The organism is Cystobacter fuscus (assembly GCF_044360685.1).
In the GTDB taxonomy this organism is placed as follows: Bacteria; Myxococcota; Myxococcia; order Myxococcales; family Myxococcaceae; genus Cystobacter; species Cystobacter fuscus_C.
In genome coordinates this window covers 11,364,143-11,382,934 of record NZ_CP043491.1, presented here as the reverse complement: position 1 = coordinate 11,382,934, position 18,792 = coordinate 11,364,143, and the positions used below count along the sequence as shown (strand labels likewise).

The 18,792-nt window shown below is 68.5% G+C and carries 16 protein-coding genes; 9 read left to right on the top strand and 7 right to left on the bottom strand.

Features of this window, described 5'->3' with window-relative positions; translation table 11 throughout:
- Nucleotides 1–45: 45 nt before the first annotated feature.
- Nucleotides 46–1,365: an RIO1 family regulatory kinase/ATPase gene (locus F0U63_RS46555; RefSeq protein ID WP_395841560.1), complete on the top strand. Its 1,320-nt coding sequence runs from the start codon at nt 46–48 to the stop codon at nt 1,363–1,365.
- Here F0U63_RS46555 and F0U63_RS46550 read toward each other — a convergent pair.
- Complete coding sequence (locus F0U63_RS46550; protein ID WP_395841558.1) at nt 1,362–1,532, bottom strand: hypothetical protein; 171 nt, start codon at nt 1,530–1,532, stop codon at nt 1,362–1,364. The genes F0U63_RS46555 and F0U63_RS46550 overlap by 4 nt on opposite strands.
- Nucleotides 1,533–1,743: 211 nt before the next feature.
- On the opposite strand from F0U63_RS46550, the gene F0U63_RS46545 reads away from it, so the two are divergent.
- The 3 genes from F0U63_RS46545 to F0U63_RS46535 all read left to right on the top strand — a co-directional run bounded on the left by F0U63_RS46545 (nt 1,744) and on the right by F0U63_RS46535 (nt 6,143).
- Nucleotides 1,744–1,980, top strand: a complete 237-nt coding sequence (locus F0U63_RS46545) for a hypothetical protein (RefSeq protein WP_002628781.1) — start codon at nt 1,744–1,746, stop codon at nt 1,978–1,980.
- A gap of 117 nt (nt 1,981–2,097) precedes the next feature.
- A complete protein-coding gene (locus F0U63_RS46540; protein WP_395841556.1) occupies nt 2,098–4,035 on the top strand; it encodes a hypothetical protein in 1,938 nt (645 codons plus the stop codon).
- Complete coding sequence (locus F0U63_RS46535; protein ID WP_395841554.1) at nt 4,032–6,143, top strand: hypothetical protein; 2,112 nt, start codon at nt 4,032–4,034, stop codon at nt 6,141–6,143. The genes F0U63_RS46540 and F0U63_RS46535 overlap by 4 nt, the downstream gene beginning before the upstream one ends.
- A gap of 88 nt (nt 6,144–6,231) precedes the next feature.
- Here the strand turns inward: F0U63_RS46535 and F0U63_RS46530 are convergent, their stop codons facing one another.
- A complete protein-coding gene (locus tag F0U63_RS46530; RefSeq protein WP_395841552.1) occupies nt 6,232–7,656 on the bottom strand; it encodes a glycoside hydrolase family 76 protein in 1,425 nt (474 codons plus the stop codon).
- A gap of 291 nt (nt 7,657–7,947) precedes the next feature.
- Between F0U63_RS46530 and F0U63_RS46525 the strand changes: the two genes are divergently transcribed.
- Nucleotides 7,948–11,400 carry a CARDB domain-containing protein gene (locus F0U63_RS46525; protein ID WP_395841550.1) on the top strand — a complete coding sequence of 1,151 codons (3,453 nt, stop codon included), beginning with the start codon at nt 7,948–7,950 and terminating at the stop codon, nt 11,398–11,400.
- 78 nt (nt 11,401–11,478) lie between these two features.
- On the opposite strand, the gene F0U63_RS46520 is transcribed toward F0U63_RS46525, so the two are convergent.
- Genes F0U63_RS46520 through F0U63_RS46510 form a run of 3 tightly spaced genes read right to left on the bottom strand, consistent with a single transcriptional unit; the run spans nt 11,479 to nt 13,133 of the window.
- On the bottom strand, nt 11,479–12,060 hold the full coding sequence (locus F0U63_RS46520; RefSeq protein WP_395841548.1) for a transposase: 582 nt from the start codon (nt 12,058–12,060) through the stop codon (nt 11,479–11,481).
- Between the two features lie 46 nt (nt 12,061–12,106).
- Nucleotides 12,107–12,574: a helix-turn-helix domain-containing protein gene (locus F0U63_RS46515; RefSeq protein WP_395848531.1), complete on the bottom strand. Its 468-nt coding sequence runs from the start codon at nt 12,572–12,574 to the stop codon at nt 12,107–12,109.
- Between the two features lie 55 nt (nt 12,575–12,629).
- Nucleotides 12,630–13,133 (bottom strand): hypothetical protein, encoded by a 504-nt coding sequence (locus F0U63_RS46510; RefSeq protein ID WP_395841546.1) that lies wholly within the window; start codon nt 13,131–13,133, stop codon nt 12,630–12,632.
- A gap of 131 nt (nt 13,134–13,264) precedes the next feature.
- Between F0U63_RS46510 and F0U63_RS46505 the strand changes: the two genes are divergently transcribed.
- The 4 genes from F0U63_RS46505 to F0U63_RS46490 all read left to right on the top strand — a co-directional run bounded on the left by F0U63_RS46505 (nt 13,265) and on the right by F0U63_RS46490 (nt 17,873).
- Complete coding sequence (locus F0U63_RS46505; protein WP_395841544.1) at nt 13,265–15,097, top strand: ABC transporter ATP-binding protein; 1,833 nt, start codon at nt 13,265–13,267, stop codon at nt 15,095–15,097.
- Nucleotides 15,098–15,187: 90 nt separating this feature from the next.
- Nucleotides 15,188–15,676, top strand: coding sequence for an NUDIX hydrolase (locus tag F0U63_RS46500; RefSeq protein ID WP_395841542.1), 489 nt, complete (start codon nt 15,188–15,190; stop codon nt 15,674–15,676).
- A gap of 22 nt (nt 15,677–15,698) precedes the next feature.
- Complete coding sequence (locus tag F0U63_RS46495) at nt 15,699–15,995, top strand: hypothetical protein (RefSeq protein WP_395841540.1); 297 nt, start codon at nt 15,699–15,701, stop codon at nt 15,993–15,995.
- A gap of 18 nt (nt 15,996–16,013) precedes the next feature.
- Nucleotides 16,014–17,873: an OPT/YSL family transporter gene (locus tag F0U63_RS46490; RefSeq protein WP_395841538.1), complete on the top strand. Its 1,860-nt coding sequence runs from the start codon at nt 16,014–16,016 to the stop codon at nt 17,871–17,873.
- A 45-nt stretch (nt 17,874–17,918) separates the two neighbouring features.
- Here the strand turns inward: F0U63_RS46490 and F0U63_RS46485 are convergent, their stop codons facing one another.
- Complete coding sequence (locus F0U63_RS46485; protein ID WP_395841536.1) at nt 17,919–18,524, bottom strand: 2,3-diphosphoglycerate-dependent phosphoglycerate mutase; 606 nt, start codon at nt 18,522–18,524, stop codon at nt 17,919–17,921.
- Nucleotides 18,525–18,538: 14 nt separating this feature from the next.
- Nucleotides 18,539–18,691 carry a DUF2379 family protein gene (locus F0U63_RS46480; RefSeq protein WP_395841534.1) on the bottom strand — a complete coding sequence of 51 codons (153 nt, stop codon included), beginning with the start codon at nt 18,689–18,691 and terminating at the stop codon, nt 18,539–18,541.
- Between the last annotated feature and the right edge of the window lie 101 nt (nt 18,692–18,792).

Genomic DNA, 18,792 nt, shown 5'->3' with positions numbered 1-18,792 from the left:
TCGGAAAGACGTGATAGAACCCAGGGACCTTCGCCGCGAAAACGAATGAACGAAGCGCTCCAAGTCCTGCTGACCGATGGTGTGATTGACGAAGTGGTGGGCCGCCTCAAGAGTGGCAAGGAGGCGGACGTGTACCTTGTGCGTCACGGCGGCGAGGTGGTGGCCGCCAAGATCTACAAGGAGCGCGAGCACCGCAACTTCCGCAACAATTCGGGCTACCGCGAGGGGCGCCAGGTGCGCAACAGCCGCACCGCGCGCGCCATCGCCAAGGGCAGCCGCTTCGGCGTGGCGGCGGCGGAGGAGGCGTGGAAGACCGCCGAGGTGGAGGCGCTCTTCAAGCTGCACGCGGCGGGCGTGTGCGTGCCCCGGCCGGTGATGTTCTACGAGGGCGTGCTCCTCATGGAACTGGTGCTGGATCTGGAGGGCCACCCGGCGCCGCGGCTGGAGGAGGCGCAGCTCACGCCCGAGGAGGCCTCGGCGCTCTACTTCGACCTGCGCAACCAGGCCATCCGGATGCTGTGCTGTGATTTGATCCACGGCGACCTGTCCGCGTTCAACATCCTGCTGGGCAACCGCGGCGCCACCATCATCGACTTTCCGCAGGTGGTGGGCGCGGCGGCCAACAGCCAGGCCGAGCACTTCTTCAGGCGCGACATCGAGAACCTGCGCCGCTACTTCGAGGCGGTGGACCCGAGCCTGCGCGCGCGCGCGGGAGACGCGGCGGAGATCTGGCGGGCCTACGTCAAGCGCGAGCTGACGCCGGACTTCGAGCCCACCGGGCGCTTCCAGGGCGAGCCCTCGCGCGAGCGGCGCTTCTCGGGAGGTCCGCGCTCGCAGGACGGCCGGGGTCCTCGTCCCCCGGGAGATCGCCCGCCGCGCCGGGACGCGGATGGTCCCCGGCCCTGGCGCGACCAGGGGCCTCGGGAGCAGCAGGGGCAGCAGCAGGGGCCTCGGGAATCACGGCCGCCGCGCGAGGGGCAGCCCTTCCAGCAGCAACAGGGTCCCCGGGAGCCGCGGCCACCGCGCGAGGGGCAGCCCTTCCAGCAGCAACAGGGTCCCCGGGAGCCGCGGCCACCGCGCGAGGGGCAGCCCTTCCGGGAGCAGCGTCCTCCCCGAGGCGATCGCCCTCCACGTGGCAACGGCGAACGTGGCAACGGAGATGCGCAGCGTCAGGCGGGGCTTTCGGGTCCGCGCTCCTCGCAGCCACCGGGCCCGCGGGGGCGTCCGATGGACCGTCGGGGCGATCGGCCCGAGCGCGGCGGGCCGCCGCATCCGGGGCGCGGAGGGTCGGGTCCCCAGGTCTCCTACGTCCAGAAGAACCCGGCGCATCCCTCGTCTCCCGCCAAGCCGGACGACGAGTCCTAGGAGTAGCGGGTCTGCTTGAGGCCGGGTTGGCACGCCACCTCGAGGAAGGTGGTACTGCGACCCCGGACGAGGACCCAGAGACATCGCATGACACAGGCTGCTCCGAACTCCCGGTAGATGATGCCGAGGTTGTCGAGCACCTCTCGTCCAGTGATGACTCCGCGCATGGCACGCTCCTTCAGTGTGATGCGCTCCTCTGCAAAGGGTTTGCCGAGTCCCTCGGGGGACGTGGAACCGGCGTGTTCGGCCGTGGACGTCTCAAAGGTCCCGTCCGCCGTTGGCCCGTGCGCGTGAATCTGCGTCCGAGTGGGATGGCCTGTCTGGAACACTGAAGTTCCTACAACCCGTCGTCCGCTGTCCCACCCTCAGGAGGTTTCCATGCGCCGCACCGTCCTCGCCGCCCTCGTCGCTTTTTTCCTCGGAGGCTTCACCCAGCACGCCCTCGCCGAGGGGCAGCCCAAGCTGGACGAGGCCCTCGTCCACCTGCGTTATGCGCTGGCCGCGCTCAACGCCGCGCCCGATGACAAGGGCGGCCACAAGGCCAAGGCACTCGAGCTCACCCAGAAGGCCTTGGAGCAGGTGAACCAGGGCATCGCCGCGGGCGGCAAGCGCTGATCCTCCCGGCGCAACTCCTGGCTCTCAAGATTCGATAATCTCCCATCTCGGTATTTTGGATACATCCCGCCGCCGGCCTGACCGGTGTGCGCTCCTATCAGTTCGCGAGGTTGCATCATGGCGATCGACAAGGCCGGTGGTTCCAAGCCCCAAGCCTCCACCCGGTCCACCGAGGCGAAGCCGGCCCAGGGCCCGGCCCGGCCCGCGACGGCTCCGGCCGTGCCGCCGCGCAACCAGGTGAAGCCGCAGCAGCCCAAGGGGCGGGATGGTTTCGAGCGGGGCATGACGCCCGCCCAGCAGCAGCAGCGGTTGGGGTCCACCCCGGCGCTGGCGCCGACGCAGGCGCCGGCGGCCGCGGACCGCAAGGTGCTGGAGAAGCTGGGCCTGACGGCGGAGGACGTGCAGAAGGCGGGCCCGGCGCTGCCGCACCTGCAAAAGGCGGCGGAGTCCGTGGTGCAAGGACACCCCGAGCAGGCGTTGGGGCACCTGCGCGACGCGGCGTTCGCCGCGCCCGAGGTGGCCACGAAGGCGCTCAAGGGGTTGGCGCAGAACCTTCCGCCCGGGCTGGGCCGGTCGCTGCTGACGGATGACCGGGTGGCCCGTGAGCTCATCACCAACGCGGGGCTGCACGACTCGTTCGGCAAGCTCATGCGCGACCCGAAGGACACGGGGGCCCTGCGCGAGCTGCTCTCCAACAACTCGGCGCGTGACGCGGTGCTGGGCGCGGTGGGTAATGATCCGGCGGTGAAGGGCCAGTTGGAGCGCATCGGCCTGACGCCTCAGGACCTGGTGGATGCCGGAGCGGCGGCGCCCAAGTTGCTGGAGGCGTTCGAGAAGATCCAGCAGGGGGACGTGAAGGGCGGGCTGGAGTCGGTGCAGGCGGCGGTGCAGGCGGCGCCCGGGCTGGCGGCGAAGATTGGCGAGAAGGTCGTCAATGCACTGCCCCAGAGCGTGAAGGCGCAGTTCCAGAAGCTGGGCATCACCGAGCAGCAGCTGCGCTCGGCGGGTCCGGCGCTGCCGCACCTGTACGAGGCGGCGGACGCGGCTTCCAAGGGCGACTGGGGCAAGGCCTTCAATGGCTTGCGTGAGGCGGCCATCTCGGCGCCAGACCTGACCACCCAGGCGATGAAGGGGCTGGCGCAGCAGTTGCCCGCGCAGCTCGGCGCGGTGAAGTCGCTGCTGACGGACGACGCCTTCCTGCGCCAGGTGGTGACCAACCGCGATCTGCACGCGCAGGTGGGCAAGCTCTTCAATGAGCAGACGCGCATGGAGGGCCTGCGCGGCCTGTTGAACAACGACGCCGCTCGCAACGCCACGCTCTCGGCCATCGGCAATGACCCGGCGGTGAAGGGCCAGTTGGAGCGCATTGGCCTGACGCCGCAGGACCTGGTGGAGGCCGGAGCGGCGGCGCCCAAGCTGCTGGAGGCGTTCGAGAAGATCCAGCAGGGGGACGTGAAGGGCGGGCTGGAGTCGGTGCAGGCGGCGGTGCAGGCGGCACCCGGGTTGGCGGCCAAGATTGGCGAGAAGGTCGTCAATGCCCTGCCCCAGAGCGTGAAGGCGCAGTTCCAGAAGCTGGGCATCACCGAGCAGCAGTTGCGCTCGGCGGGTCCGGCGTTGCCGCACCTGTACGAGGCGGCGGACGCGGCGTCCAAGGGCGATTGGGGCAAGGCCTTCAATGGCTTGCGTGAGGCGGCCATCTCGGCGCCGGACCTGACCACCCAGGCGATGAAGGGGCTGGCGCAGCAATTGCCGCCGCAGCTCGGCGCGGTGAAGTCGCTGCTGACCAACGACGGGTTCCTGCGGCAGGCGTTGACCAACCGCGATCTGCACGCGCAGGTGGGCAAGCTCTTCAATGAGCAGACGCGCATGGAGGGTCTGCGCGGCCTGCTGAACAACGACGCCGCTCGCAACGCCACGCTCTCGGCCATCGGCAATGACCCGGCGGTGAAGGGCCAGTTGGAGCGCATCGGCCTGACGCCGCAGGACCTGGTGGACGCCGGAGCGGCGGCGCCCAAGCTGCTGGAGGCGTTCGAGAAGATCCAGCAGGGGACGTGAAGGGCGGGCTGGAGTCGGTGCAGGCGGCGGTGCAGGCGGCGCCCGGGCTGGCGGCGAAGATTGGCGAGAAGGTCGTCAATGCCCTGCCCCAGAGCGTGAAGGCACAGTTCCAGAAGCTGGGCATCACCGAGCAGCAGCTGCGCTCGGCGGGTCCGGCGCTGCCGCACCTGTACGAGGCGGCGGACGCGGCTTCCAAGGGCGATTGGGGCAAGGCCTTCAATGGCTTGCGTGAGGCGGCCATCTCGGCGCCGGACCTGACCACCCAGGCGATGAAGGGGCTGGCGCAGCAGTTGCCCGCGCAGCTCGGCGCGGCGAAGTCACTGCTGACGGACGATGCCTTCCTTCGCCAGGTGGTGACCAACCGCGATCTGCACGCGCAGGTGGGCAAGCTCTTCAATGAGCAGACGCGCATGGAGGGTCTGCGCGGCCTGCTGGGCAACGATGCCGCTCGCGACGCGGCGCTCTCGGCCATCGGCAAGGATCCAGGGGTCCAGGGCATGCTCGCGAAGGCGGGCCTGGAGCCCAAGGATCTGGTCGAGGCGGGGGCGGCGGCGCCGCACCTGTTCGACGCGGCGCGGTCGTTCGCCGATGGGAAGATCAACGAGGGCATCGACGCGCTGAGCAAGGCGGCCGAGGCGGCGCCGGACCTGCTGAACAAGCTGGGCGAGCGGCTCGTGAGCAAGCTGCCCGAGGGACTGCGCAACAACATCACCGCCCTGGGCATCACCCCGTCCGAGCTGATCCAGGCGGGCAAGGGGCTGCCGGATCTACTCAAGGCGGGTCAGGCGCTGGGCCAGGGAGACTTCCAGGCCGCGATCACGAACCTGCGCAACGCGGCGGGGAAGATTCCCCCGTCCATCGTCGAGAAGGCCATCACCACGACGGCCGCGAAGCTGCCGGACAACGCCTTCTCGGGCATCGCGCGCTCGCTGCTCACCGACAAGGAGCTGGTCCACCAGCTCGTCACCAACCCCGAGCTGCACGCCTCCTTCAACAAGATGATGTCGGGCGACCTGGTGCAGGGGGCCCGGGAGATCCTCGGCAACGCAACGGTGCGGGACGCGGCGGCCCACGCGCTGGCCCAGAACGCGGGCTTCATGGAGAAGCTCAAGCCGTTCGGCATCCAGAGCGGCGCGGACGTGGCGGCGCTGGGCGGCACGGCCTTCGACGTGATGGAGGCGGGAGCCCAGTTCGCCCAGGGCAAGCCGGGCGAGGCCCTGCGCTCGCTGGGCAAGGCGCTGGGGGACATCCCCCCGGACCTGCGCGGACGCATGGTGGGCGCGCTGGCGGACAAGCTCCACGTGCCGGAGTGGGCGGGAGACACGCTCGCCGCGGCGGCGAGCCTGCTGGGCAACGAGCAGGTGGGCAAGGCGCTGGGGGATGCGTTCGGCGCGCTCCAGCGCGGCGACGTGAGCGGCTTCCTCTCCGGCATCGCCACCACGGGCAAGACCATCGCCGAGACGGCTCCCGAGGCGGCCAAGGCGTTCCTCAACTCGCTATCCAAGATTCCGGGCAGCATCGGCCGGCTGTTCGAGGACCACGAGCTCAACGCGGCCATGGTGGACTCGGGCGCGGTGACCAACATCTTCGAGGCGGCCGAGAAGCTCGGACGCGGCGACATCGGCGGGGCGCTCAGCGAGATCGCCCAGACGGGCACGGCGCTGCTCGGCCAGGGCGAGCACTTCAAGATCGCGGGCCAGGAGCTGCCCTTCGGGAGCCAGGGCATCGAGAACCTCACGCGCATGTTCGGCCGCTTCGTGGACGCGCTGCCCGAGGAGCTCAAGGAGCGCATCGCCACGGAGGCCGCGAAGTTCGGCGCCAAGGCGGGCCTCCGGTCGGTGCCGCTGCTCGGCAACATCGTCAACGGGGTGAGCGCCATTGGCAGCGCCAAGGACCTGGTGGACGCCATCAAGGCCGAGCCCAAGGACGCGCTCAACATCGCGCTGGCGGCGGGTCAGCTCGGCCTGGACGTGGCGGGCGTGTTCCCCGGACTCAACAGCATCACGGGTCCGCTCCAGGCCATTCTCGGCACGGCCCGGGTCGTCAAGGGAGCGTCGGACTTGATTGGCGACATCAACGAGTTCCAACGAGGCCTCGTCGGCGCCTGACGCGCTCCCGGGACGCCGGCACCCGGCCGGAAGCCGCTGACGACTCAGCGGCTTCCCGCCTCGGCTTTGCGTGTGCCGCGTCGTGGGCTCAGGGCGTCGCGTTCAGCAGATCGACGACGCTGTGCTGACGGGCCGCGTCCGTGGAGTCCAGGCCCCCGGCCCAATGCAGGCCATACGCGTCCAGGCTGTTGCGATCCTTCGCGTAGGCGGAGTCCGCCTGACGGCGCAGATAGGCGGTGTAGGGGTGATCGGACAGCAGCGAGTTCAGTGCGCCCAATCCACGGACATACGCTCCCTTGAACGAGGGGCCGTCGCCGCCGCAGCCGCCATTCTCACACGGCTCCCGGAGGATTCCGTTCGAGTTGAGCGCCGTGCTCGTGGTCGACGCGTCCGCGATCTGGCGTGCGCGGGTCAACAGCGCACTGTCACCGGTGGCGCGGTACAGCTCGACGAGCGCGCCGATCAGGACTCCCTGGTTGTATGACCAGGTGACATCCCCGTTGTTCCGGCAGGTGCTCAGGTTGACGCCGTCATTCACCAGGTTCGACGAGTTGATCATTCCGGTGCTCTGGAACCAGGACCACTCCGCGCGGGCCCGCTGCAGATAGACGGTGTCACCCGGAATGCGGTTGTGCAGCGCGGCGGTGAGTTGCAGGTAGAGGCTGTTGGCGATCGCGTTCTTGTACGTCTTGGCCGTGCTCCACCAGACACCGCCGCCGCACAGGTTGTCCCAATAACGCGCCATGTAATCGGCGTCGGCCCGGGCGGTGTCCAGATACCGGGGGTCATGGGTCAGGTCATACGCGGCGATCCACGCGAGTCCCCACCAGCCGGTGTCGTCGATGTAGTCGTTGGTGAAGTTGCCGCCCTGGGCGAAGCGGTTGCGGTCGTAGGTGTTGGCGATGGCATAGCTGTAGCTCTGCATGCCGGACACCCGGATGTTGTCGATGATCGACGTCAGTGCGTTGGCCGAGTTCCACCAACCCGTGGTGCTGAAGAGGCCGGTGTTGTTGTCATAGAACTGCATCAGGGCGGTCGCCGCGGCGGTGCGCCGGTCCCAGGCATTCCACCTGGTGCGGGCCCAGGGGGTACAGGCGATCTCGGGCCGGTCGCCGGCCTTGCCGCAGGCGCGCATCGCCCCCACGCCACGGGCGCCCCAGTCGTCCACGTTGAACATCGAGGTGCGCCAGCCACGGAACCCCTGGGGAGTCGTCGTGGTCCCGAGCTTGCTGCCCGAGGCCCAGGAGCGTCCCCCATCGAAGGAGCGATCGAGCCAGACCTCGTCACCCGGGTTGCCGTTCTCGATGGACGCCCACGCCATCGCGTCGTCATCGTCGAAGTGCAGGACGACGGTCCGCGAGTAGATGGTGGCGGTGACCGGTTGGCGATCCGTCGGCGACAGCGCCGGGTCTCGGCCATCGCAATACTTGTTACAGATGGCCGCCGCTGCGACCGACGGCACGGACACGAAGAGCGCCGCGAGGGCGCCGACACCGTGCAGCACTTTGGACATGGTCTCTCCTTTGGAGTTGAGCGTCCAAAGCCAATCGCCATGCTTCCGGTGATTGACTTATGGAACATTAGAGTCCATTATCACGGATAACAGGTAAAACAAGTTTCGAGTTCACCCGCCCCCATCATTCCCTGTCGATGTTCCCGGAGCGTTCCGGTTCTGCTTTCCACTCGGGCCGAAAAAAAGCGAGTGAAAGGAAAAATTCAATTCTGGTAACCCGACGCCAGGCGCGATCGCCTCTAAAGGCGAGGTGGCGGATTTCGCCCATCATTTCTCATCAAGGTTGGATTCATGAGCAATTTCAAACGTTCAAGACTGGTGCTTCGTGCCACGGGCTCGATTCTGTTCCTCACGAGCGCGTGCACTCCAGAGGGCGGTTCGCCTGACGGGCAAGGTGTCGTGTCGTTGGGCACGGCGGTCGCCGAGCGGAGCGCGTCCCTGGCTCCGGCCGTGCTCTCCGCGGGCAAGCCCGCCTCCGCCAGCAGCAGCAACGCCCCCTACACGGCGAACAACCTCACCGATGGCAACCCGAGCTCCTACTGGGAATCGGCCAACGGTGCCTTTCCCCAGTGGGCCCAGGTCGACCTGGGCTCGGCCGCGACCGTCGAGGACGTCGTCCTGCGGCTCCCGGCCGACTGGGGTGCTCGTAACGAGACCCTGTCCATCCAGTCCTCCACCGATGGCGCCTCGTTCACCACCCTCAAGGCGAGCGCGTCCTATCCGTTCAGCCCGTCCATGGGCAACACCGTGACGATCGATGTCCCGGACACGTCCGCGCGCTACGTGCGCGTCACCCTCACCGCCAACACCGGCTGGAACGCGGGCCAGCTCTCCGAGTTCGAGGTCCGCGGCACCGCGAGCACTCCGACCGACCCGCCGCCGAATCCTCCCACCGGCACGAACCTCGCCCTCGGCAAGCCCATCGTGGGCTCCTCGACGGAGTGGCAGTACGTGGCCACCAACGCCAACGACGGCAGCGCCGACACCTACTGGGAGGGCGCGGGCGGCCAGTACCCGAGCCACCTGACGGTCTCGCTCGGCACGAGCGTCGACCTCTCGGGCGTCGTCATCAAGCTGCCTCCGTCCGCTGCCTGGTCGACCCGCACCCAGACCTTCGAGCTCCAGGGCCGCGTTCAGGCCAGCGGGTCGTGGACCTCGCTCAAGGCCTCCTCGGCGTACACGTTCAACCCGGCGACCGGCAACACGGTCACCGTGCCGTTCACTGGCACCGCCGCCGACGTCCGGGTCGTCTTCACGAGCAACACCGGGTCCGGCAACGCCCAGGTCTCCGAGCTCCAGGTCTACGGCACCCCCTCGGCCAACCCCGACCTCACGGTCACCGGAGTCACCGCGACGCCGGCCTCGCCAATCGAGTCCGACACGATCACGCTGACGGCCACGGTGAAGAACGCCGGCACCCGGCCGTCGGCGGCGACGTCCGTCAATCTCACCGTCGATGGCACCGTGGGCGCCACGGCCTCCGTCGCCAGTCTCGCGGCCGGTGCGTCCACGACCGTGTCGGCGTCGATCGGGAAGAAGACCGCCGGGTCCTACACGATTGGCGCGGTCGTCGATCCGGAGGGCACTGTCGTCGAGCAGAACGAGAGCAACAACGCGTTCAGCAACCCGACCCGGCTCACGGTGTCGGAGGCTCCCGGGCCCGACCTGCAGGTGCTGAGCATCAGCCCGAACCCGGCGAACCCGGCCGTTGGGGCACCAGTCAGGTTCAGTGTGGCGGTGAAGAACCGGGGGACCACGGCGGTCGGGGTGGCCACGGTCACACGAGTCGCGGTGGGCGGCGGCGCGCTCGATGCCACCACGCCGGCCATCGCCGCCGGAGCGACCGTCACCGTGACGACCAGCGGGAGCTGGACCGCCACGAGTGGGGGCGCCACCGTCACGGCCACGGCCGACGCGACTGGCGTCGTCGCCGAGACCAACGAGAACAACAACACGGCCTCACAGTCGATCGTGGTCGGGCGTGGGGCGGCGGTCCCGTGGGTCTCCTACGAGGCCGAGGCTGGCCGCTACCAGGGCACCCTGCTGGAGACGGACCCGCTGCGCACCTTCGGGCACACCAACTTCGCCACCGAGTCCTCGGGCCGTAAGTCCGTGCGCCTGAGCAGCACCGGCCACTACGTCGAGTTCACCTCGACGAACGCGGCCAACGCGATCGTCGTGCGCAACTCCATTCCCGACGCGCCGAACGGAGGCGGCCAGGAGGCCACGATCAGCCTGTACGCCAATGGCACCTTCGTGCAGAAGCTGACGCTCTCGTCGCGGCATAGCTGGCTGTATGGGAACACCGACGGCCCGGAGGCGCTGACCAACACGCCCCAGGCCGACGCCCGGCGGCTGTTCGACGAGTCGCACGCGCTGCTCGCGCAGTCCTATCCGGCCGGCACCACGTTCCGCCTGCAGCGCGACGCGACGGACACGGCGTCGTTCTACATCATCGACCTGATCGACCTCGAGCAGGTGGCTCCTCCGGCGAGCAAGCCCGCCGAGTGCACCTCGATCACGAACTACGGCGCGGTGCCGAACGATGGGCTCGATGACACGGAAGCCCTCCAGCGGGCGGTGACGGACGATCAGAACGGCGTCATCAGCTGCGTGTGGATTCCCGCGGGGCAGTGGCGGCAGGAGAAGAAGATCCTCACGGACGATCCGCTCAACCGCGGGATGTACAACCAGGTGGGCATCCGCAACGTCACGATCCGCGGCGCGGGCATGTGGCACTCGCAGCTCTACACCACCATTGAGCCGCAGAACCAGACGGGGAGCATCAACCACCCCCACGAGGGCAACTTCGGCTTCGACATCGACGACAACGTGCAGATCTCCGACATCGCGATCTTCGGCTCCGGCCGGATCCGTGGAGGCGATGGCAACGCCGAGGGAGGTGTCGCCCTGAACGGCCGGTTCGGCAAGAACACGAAGATCACCAACGTGTGGATCGAGCACGCCAACGTGGCGGTCTGGGTGGGCCGTGACTACGACAACATTCCCGAGCTGTGGGGTCCGGCGGACGGTCTGCAATTCAGTGGCATGCGCATCCGCGACACCTATGCGGACGGCATCAACTTCAGCAACGGCACGCGCAACTCGCAGGTGTTCAACTCGTCGTTCCGCACCACGGGTGACGACTCCCTGGCGGTCTGGGCCAACCCCTACGTCAAGGACCGCGCGGTGGACATCGCCCACGACAACCACTTCATCAACAACACGGTCCAACTGCCCTGGCGGGCCAATGGCATTGCGATCTACGGCGGCTATGGCAACACGATCGAGAACAACCTCGTCTACGACACGATGAACTACCCCGGCATCATGCTGGCGACCGACCACGACCCGCTGCCCTTCTCGGGGACGACGCTGATCGCCAACAACGGGCTCTATCGGACCGGTGGCGCGTTCTGGAACGAGGACCAGGAGTTCGGGGCGATCACCCTGTTCCCGTCGACCCGGGAGATCGTCGGCGTCACCATCCGGGACACCGACATCGACGACTCGACCTACGACGGCATCCAGTTCAAGAACGGTGGTGGCAACATGCCGAACGTCGTGATCAGCAACGTGCGGATCAGCAACTCGCGCAACGGTGCCGGCATCCTGGCCATGAGCGGCGCTCTCGGCAGCACGACGCTGACGAACGTCACCATCACCGGCTCGGCCGACGGCGACATCGTCAAGCAGCCGGGGTCGCAGTTCGTCATCAACGGGGGGGCGTCCGCCCAGCCATGAGGTGACGCGAACGAGGACCTCCGGCGCGTGGCGCTGTCTCCACTCGCCGGGGGTCCCCGGCGCTCCCATGGAAGGCGACTAAGTAGGTCGCCAGAAGTTCTCTAACAAATCGCGCAGCCAGAAGCCTTCGGCGAGGCAGCCCGCCTTGCGGAGGGCTTCCTGGGCAGAGAGGCCCAGTACCCATTGGATGGCGGCGTCGACGTGCTGCTCCACGGTAGGGTACTGGCGATTGGCCGATACGAGCTGCTTGAGTGGACGCCACAAGTGGTCCATGCAGTTGAGCTCCGAGTGCTGCTTGGGCAGCAGGAGCAGATGGATACCGAGGCGGCAGGCCAGCTGCTGGGACTTCTGGGCGGTGTGGCAGCTGGCCCTGTCGAGCACCAAGAGCAGCGGGCGGCCGGGGTAGGCGGCGCGCAGCGTGCGCAGAAAGGCCATGAAGTCCTCCTGCCGGCTGCGCCTGGTGGCCATGACGACACGCCTGCCGGTGCGCGGGTTGATGGCGCCCCAGAGCGTGCGCTTGGCATTTTCACCTGTAATGGGCACCACTGCCTGCTGACCGACAGGAGCCCATACGGCGCGCAGCGGTGGAAACCAGCGCAGCACCGTGCTGTCCATGACGAGCAGCACCGCACGGGGGAACTGGCGTTTGAGGCGCTTCAAACGGCGGACAAGGCCCCCTTTTTCTGCCCTGGATGGGGCGCCGCCGTCACGTACACATACCGGGGTCGCTTCCACGCCAGCCCCGCCTCGTGCAGTCGGCGACGCAGCGTGCGGGGGATACCTCGAAGCCCTGCCTCTGCAAGTGCGAGCGGAGCAGCGGCACCGTCCAGCCATGGCTCGCCCAGCCAGCCCTCTCTGGACTGCTGCGCACTACTCGACGCAGGCGCCTGCTGGTGAGGCGCGGGGCTTTTCTGGGCCGGCCTGAGCGCGGGGCATCCAACAGCGCTGATGGAGTGCGTGCTGCAAGGTAGCGCTCAAGCCAGAAGTAGACCGCTGGTCGACTCAGGGCTGCCAGGTGCGCGACCTCACCCGGGCCCTTGCCCTCGGCGATGAGCTTGATGGCCAGAAGACGACGGAAGTAGCGGGCGTCGCGCGCCTGCCGCAACGCCCGCTCCAGCTTCCGCCTGTCGTATGCTGTCAGCCCCAGTTCGGCAGGGCTCCTTGCCGGTCGCATGCTCCAGAAGCTGTGCATGCGGCCGGAATTTGTCTCGGAACTTCTGGCGACCTACTTAGCCGAGCTTCTGGATGAAGGCGGCGGCGAGTTCCGCCTTGCGCGCGGCCTTCTCCTTGGCGGGCAGCACGAGGATGCGCTCGGGGGGGAGCACCTTGCGCGCCTTGTCCTGGAGCAGGGCGCTGTACTTGGCGACGTAGTCGTCGCCGATCTTCTGGGCCATGCCCGTGGCGAGCGCCAGCATGCGCTGCTCCTCCAGCCCCGCGAAGTCGAGCACGCAGGCATCGGCCTGGCCGAGGTAGAGCAGCCAACTGGTGCTGTAGAGCCCCACGCGCTGGTTGTCCCCGGCGACCTTGTCGAGCGCGGCCTTGTAGAAGGGGGCGAGCTGGGGGTTCTCCTTGGTGTTGCCGGTGAGCAGGGGCCGGGCGTCCTTGTTCTGGGCCAGCTCGTTGATGATGGCCTCGTTGTCCACGAAGGTGAGCCGGGACGAGGCACAAGCACTGGCGATCCAGGGGGCGGAATCCGCGGGCTCGTTGTCGAAGACGATGACGAAGCGCTTCATCGGGACGGCTCCAGAGGAGGAGAGGGGCCGCGCCATCATAGCCCCGGAACGTGGCGGGCGGATTGTCCAAGTCCGTTCGGGGAGCAGGCGGGCCTGCGGCGAATGACGGAGGGACGCGTTAGAGAGGGAGCGTGCCTCCTCCGTCGCGTCCGACTTCCCCTGCTCCCTCGCTGAAGGCCCGGCTGAAGAACGCGGGCAGCCTTTTCCGGCAACTGCCCGGCACCTTCCGTCTGTTCTGGGAGGCCAGTCCCCGGATCGCGGTGGCGCTCGGGGCGCTCACGCTCCTGGCCGCGGTGATGCCGGCGGCGATCGCCTGGGTGGGCAAGCTCATCGTGGACGGGGTGGTGGCGCGCGAAGGGGTGCTGCACCTGGTGGCGCTGGAGTTCGGGCTGATGGTGGGCTCGACGGTGGTGGAGCGCTCCCTGTCGCTGGTGCGCGAGCTGGGGCGGGCCAACCTCAGCAACCTCATCAACGAGCGCATCCTCCACAAGGCGATGGAGCTGGAGCTGCGCCACTTCGAGGACTCGGACACCTACGACAAGATGCAGAACGCCCGGCGCGAGGCCAACAGCCGGCCGCTGGGGCTGGTGATGGACGTGTTCTCCATCGTGCGCAACCTCGTGACGCTGTCCACGTACGCGGTGCTGCTCGTGTCGCTGTCGCCCTGGAGCGTGGCGGTGCTGGTGGTGGCGAGCATCCCGGCGTTCATCGCCGAGGCGCGGCTGGCGGAGGAGGGCTTCCGGCTCTACTCGTGGCGCGCGCCCGAGGGCCGCAAGCTCAACTACCTGGAGTGGATCCTCACGCGCGACAGCCACGTGAAGGAGGTGAAGGTGTTCGGGCTGGGGCCGCTGGTGCTCGGCCGCTACCGCACGCTGTTCCAGAAGTTCTTCCAGGAGGACCGCGCCCTGGCGCTGCGGCGCATGGGGTGGGGACTGGGCCTGGGGCTCGTGTCCCTGGGGGCCTTCTATGGCTGCTACGCCTTCGTGGCGAGCCGGGCGTCGCTGGGCACCATCACCGTGGGTGACATGGTGCTCTACCTGGGGGTGTTCCGGCAGGGCCAGGGGGCGTTCCAGGGCATCCTGTCGAGCGTGGGCAGCATGTACGAGGGCGCGCTCTTCATGAGCAACCTCTTCGCCTACTTCGACATCTCCACCGGCCAGGAGGCGCCCCGGGCGCTGCCGGCCCGCTCTCCGCCCCGGGGGCACCACAACGCCATCGAGCTGCGCGACGTGTCGTTCCGCTACCCGGGCAAGGAGGCCTGGGCGCTGCGCCACCTGACGCTGCGGCTGGAGCCCGGCGAGAAGCTGGCGCTGGTGGGGGAGAACGGCGCGGGCAAGAGCACGCTCGTGAAGCTGCTCCTGCGGCTGTACGAGCCCACCGAGGGGGACATCTTCTACGGGGGCGTCAACCTCAAGGACATGGATCCAAAGGACTTGCGCTCGCGCTTCGGCGCGGTGTTCCAGGACTTCGTGCGCTACCAGTTCAACGTGGCGGAGAACATCGGCCTGGGTGACGTGGAGGCGCTGGAGGACCGGCCGCGCATCGTCCGGGCGGCGGAGCAGGGCGGGGCGAGCACCGTCATCGAGTCGCTGCCGAGCCAGTACGACACGATGCTGGGCGGCTGGTTCGAGAAGGGGCTCGAGCTGAGCGGAGGGCAGTGGCAGAAGCTGGGCGTGGCGCGCGCCTTCATGCGCGAGGACGCCGAGGTGCTCATCCTCGACGAGCCCACGGCGAGCATCGACGCGGAGTCCGAGCACGCCCTCTTCGAGCGCTTCCAGCAACTGGCGGCGGACCGCATCGCGCTCGTCATCTCGCACCGCTTCTCCACGGTGCGCATGGCGGACCGGATCGCCGTGCTCCACGGCGGGCAGGTGGAGGAGCTGGGCAGCCACGCGGAGCTGATGGCGCGCGGTGGCCGCTACGCGCACCTGTTCAACCTCCAGGCCCGCGGCTACCGGGACTGAAGGGTGCTTCACGAGGCGTGCGGAGTTCCCCGCGCGGGGCCTACCCGCCGATGACTTGCGACGGGGCTCCCAGGCGATAAGAGGTTGGGCATGCGCTACACGCCCATCATTGGAACGCTTGGCTACGTGATGTCTCCAGACGGCACGAAGGTGTTGCTCGTCCACCGCAACGCGCGCCCGGACGACGCGCACCTGGGCAAGTACAACGGCCTGGGGGGGAAGATGCAGGCGGACGAGGACGTCGTCGCGTGCATGCGGCGGGAGATCCGCGAGGAGGCGGGCATCGAGTGCACGCAGCTCACGCTGCGCGGCACCATCAACTGGCCGGGCTTTGGTCCCAAGGGAGAGGACTGGCTGGGGTTCGTCTTCCGCATCGACCGCTTCGAGGGGACGCCGGCCGAGCGCAACGTGGAGGGAGAGCTGTCATGGGTGCCGGTGAAGGACATCTTCGGCCTGCCCTTGTGGGATGGGGATCGGCACTTCCTGCCGCTGGTGTTCGACGAGGATCCGCGGGCGTTCCACGGGGTGATGCCGTATGAGAACGGACATGCGGTGGGTTGGTCCTTCTCCCGCATCTGAAGGTGTTGTTGGAATGCCGGGCATGAAAAGACTCGTGTGGCCGTGTCTGTTGGCGTGGGGGTCCGTGCTGGGGGGATGTGGAGACCGTCCCGTCGACGAGGAGCCCGTGTGTACGGAGGGGAGAAGGGCGTTCGCGCGCCCGGCGGCGGGAGGCAACTGCCAGAGCTACGCGTCCTCGTGCGAGGTGCCCGCGGGCGCCGTGCTGTGCTGTGGGGGTTTTGCCTATGGTGGCTGTCCCACGTCGAAGCAGTGCGTGGACGATCCCCTCGACGCGTGCGAGCCGGGCCAGACGAGCGACTGTCCGGGGATCTGCCAGTAGGCTAGCCTCGGGACCCCCATGGCCCGGCCCGTCCTCCCGCCCTTCGAGTCCTCTCCCACTGGTATTCCCCAAGCGCCGCCGTCCCTTCAGCGCCCGCGCTACGGGTGGCTTCCCCCTCCGGGCTCGTGGAAGTTCCACCTGCTGCTCAGCACGGTGGCCATCTTCGTGCTGGGGCCGTTGGGGGGGATCGCCGCCTCGTACATGAACTTCAGCCTGGGCGTCTTCGTGGGCGGGCAGGTGCTGGCGGGCATCCTCGGCAGCGCCGTCACCTACGGCTATGGCCCCGAGGGCAAACACGGCGCCAACTACATCCAGACCATGGCGGCGTCGGTGGCCTCCATGTGCGCCATGGCGGTGCTCATCCAGGCCATGGTGTGGCTGGGCATGCCGCAGCCGCCGGCCTGGCACCTGATGCTCTTCATGGGGTGCGTGGGCATGTTCGGCGTGGGCGTGGGGATGATCTACACGCCGCTGCTCGTGGACCGGCTGCAGCTGGAATACCCGTCGGGCCACGCGGTGGCCAACATCCTGCGGGCGCTTACCGACAAGCGGCTGTTGAAGCGCTCCATCGCCAAGCTGGGCGGAGGCGCGGGTCTGGGCGCGTGGGTGGCCTGGCTCACCGAGCACGTGGCCAGGCTGGGTGCGATCGGGCTGAGTGCGTCCACGGTGGGCGCGGGCCTGGTGGTGGGCAGCCGCAACACGGTGCCCGCCGCGGTGGGGGGCCTGCTGGGCCTGGCCGCGACGCCGTGGCTGCGCGAGCACGGCTGGCTCAAGCCGGACGAGCCCTTCCGCAAGATTGGCTTCCTCGTGGGCCTGGCGATGATCTGCGGCGCGGCGCTGGTGGACCTGTCCCTGCTGGCGGTGCAGGCGGTGGCGCGGGTGCGCGACCGGGCGCGGCTGCCGGCGGACGCGGTGCCCGCGTGGAAGCAGGTGAATCTGCCCCGGCTCATCGCGTGGGTCGTCTTCTGGGGCGTGGCGCTGGTGCTGGTGGCCACGCGGCTGCTCGGCCAGCCCCTGGGCTTCATCCTCTTCGGCATGGCGCTGTCGCTGCTCTTCGTGCTCATCAACGGCATCGCCTACGGCATGACGGACCAGAACCCCATCTCCAGCGCCTTCGTGGTGTCGGTGCTGCTCATGTCGCTCTTGGGGTTGAAGGATCCGCTGGTGGGCCTGATGTCCGCGAGCATCCTGCTCATCTGCACCTCGGTGGGCAGTGACATGCAGCAGGACCGCTCCACGGGCTGGCGCCTGGGCACGGACCGCACCCTCCAGTTCCGCTACCAGGTGGTGGGCATCGTGATGGGCGCGGTGCTGTGCGTGGGGCTGGCGCGCGTGTTCATGAGCGCCTATCCGGTGCTCGCCATCAACCAGCTCGATGACCCGACGCAGCCCGTGGGGCAATGGGGCTCGGCGATGACATACAAGCTCGTGGGCGCCATCCGCGGCCTGGGCACGCTGTCGGACTACTCGGTGAAGGCGCTGCTCTTCGGCCTCGCGTTGGGCCTGCTCATCGAGGTGGCGCGCAAGCTGCTCAAGCGCGACGGGCGCTACCAGCGCTTCGTCCAGGGCTCGCGCGCGGGCTTCGCGGTGGGGTGGGTGATGGATGCGGTGGTGCTGTCCAGCCCCTACGCCTCGTCGCTGGGCGCTTTCGTCAACCTGCCGGTGGCGTTGTGGTTCGGCGTGGGTGGCAGCCTGTCGTCGCTGTGGAACACGCTGTCGCGGCGCGCGCCGCCCGCAGCGGCCGGCTCTCCAGGCGAGGGCGAGGTGCTGCCCGAGGACATGAGCACGACGTCGCTGGTGGGCGGAGGCCTCATCGCCGGCGAGTCGCTCTACTTCCTCGTCATCGGACTCATGGGGCTGGTGGCGCTGCTGGGCTGAGCCGGACGGAGGGGGGCCCTCGCGGGGCCCCCGGCGCCTGGGGACTCAGGCGTGCTTCTTGATGACCTCGCACTCCTTGGACATCTCGTAGACGAGCGGCACGCCGGTGGCGAGCTCCAGGCCGATGACCTGCTCACCGGAGAGCTTGTCGAGCTTCATCACGAGCGAGCGGTTGGAGTTGCCGTGGGCGACGACGAGCACGTTCTTGCCCAGGCGGAGGTCGCCGCTGATGCCGCGATCATAGAAGGGGAGCACGCGCTTGGCGGTCATCTCGAGGGACTCGCCATTGGGGGGCGGCACGTCGTAGGAGCGGCGCCAGATCTTGATCTGATCGTCGCCCCAGCGCTTGGCGGCGTCTTCCTTGTTGAGGCCCTGGAGGTCGCCGTAGTGGCGCTCGTTGAGGGCGGCGTCGCGGATGACGGGGACGCGCTGGCCGAGCGACTCGAGGATGATGGCGAGCGTCTCCTGGGCGCGGGTGAGGGCGGAGGTGTAGGCGACGTCGAACTTGATTCCGAGGCCCTGGAGGGACTGGGCGGCCTGCCGGGCCTCGGCGCGGCCCTTTTCGGTCAGGGGCACGTCCACGAAGCCGGTGAAGCGGTTCTCATGGTTCCACAGGGACTGTCCGTGTCGGACGAGGGCGAGGATGGGCATGTCCGCCCCCTACTTCAGGTGGGCCCGGCTGTAAACACCCTCACCGGCTCCACGGGGGGCCGAGGTGGGGTCCGCTCCTGGAGTGTCCGGCTTCGAGCGGTGCGGTACTTCGGCACGACCTCTACGGCCAGCACGTCGCGCATCCTGAACAGTGCGCCGCCACGCAATCACGGGAGAATCACCCCGAATGAGGGCATCGGCTCTCTTTGGCTGTTTGAGAGCTTAGCTTCTTTCGTCGCGGACTCGCTGATGCCTGCTGATTGGGTGT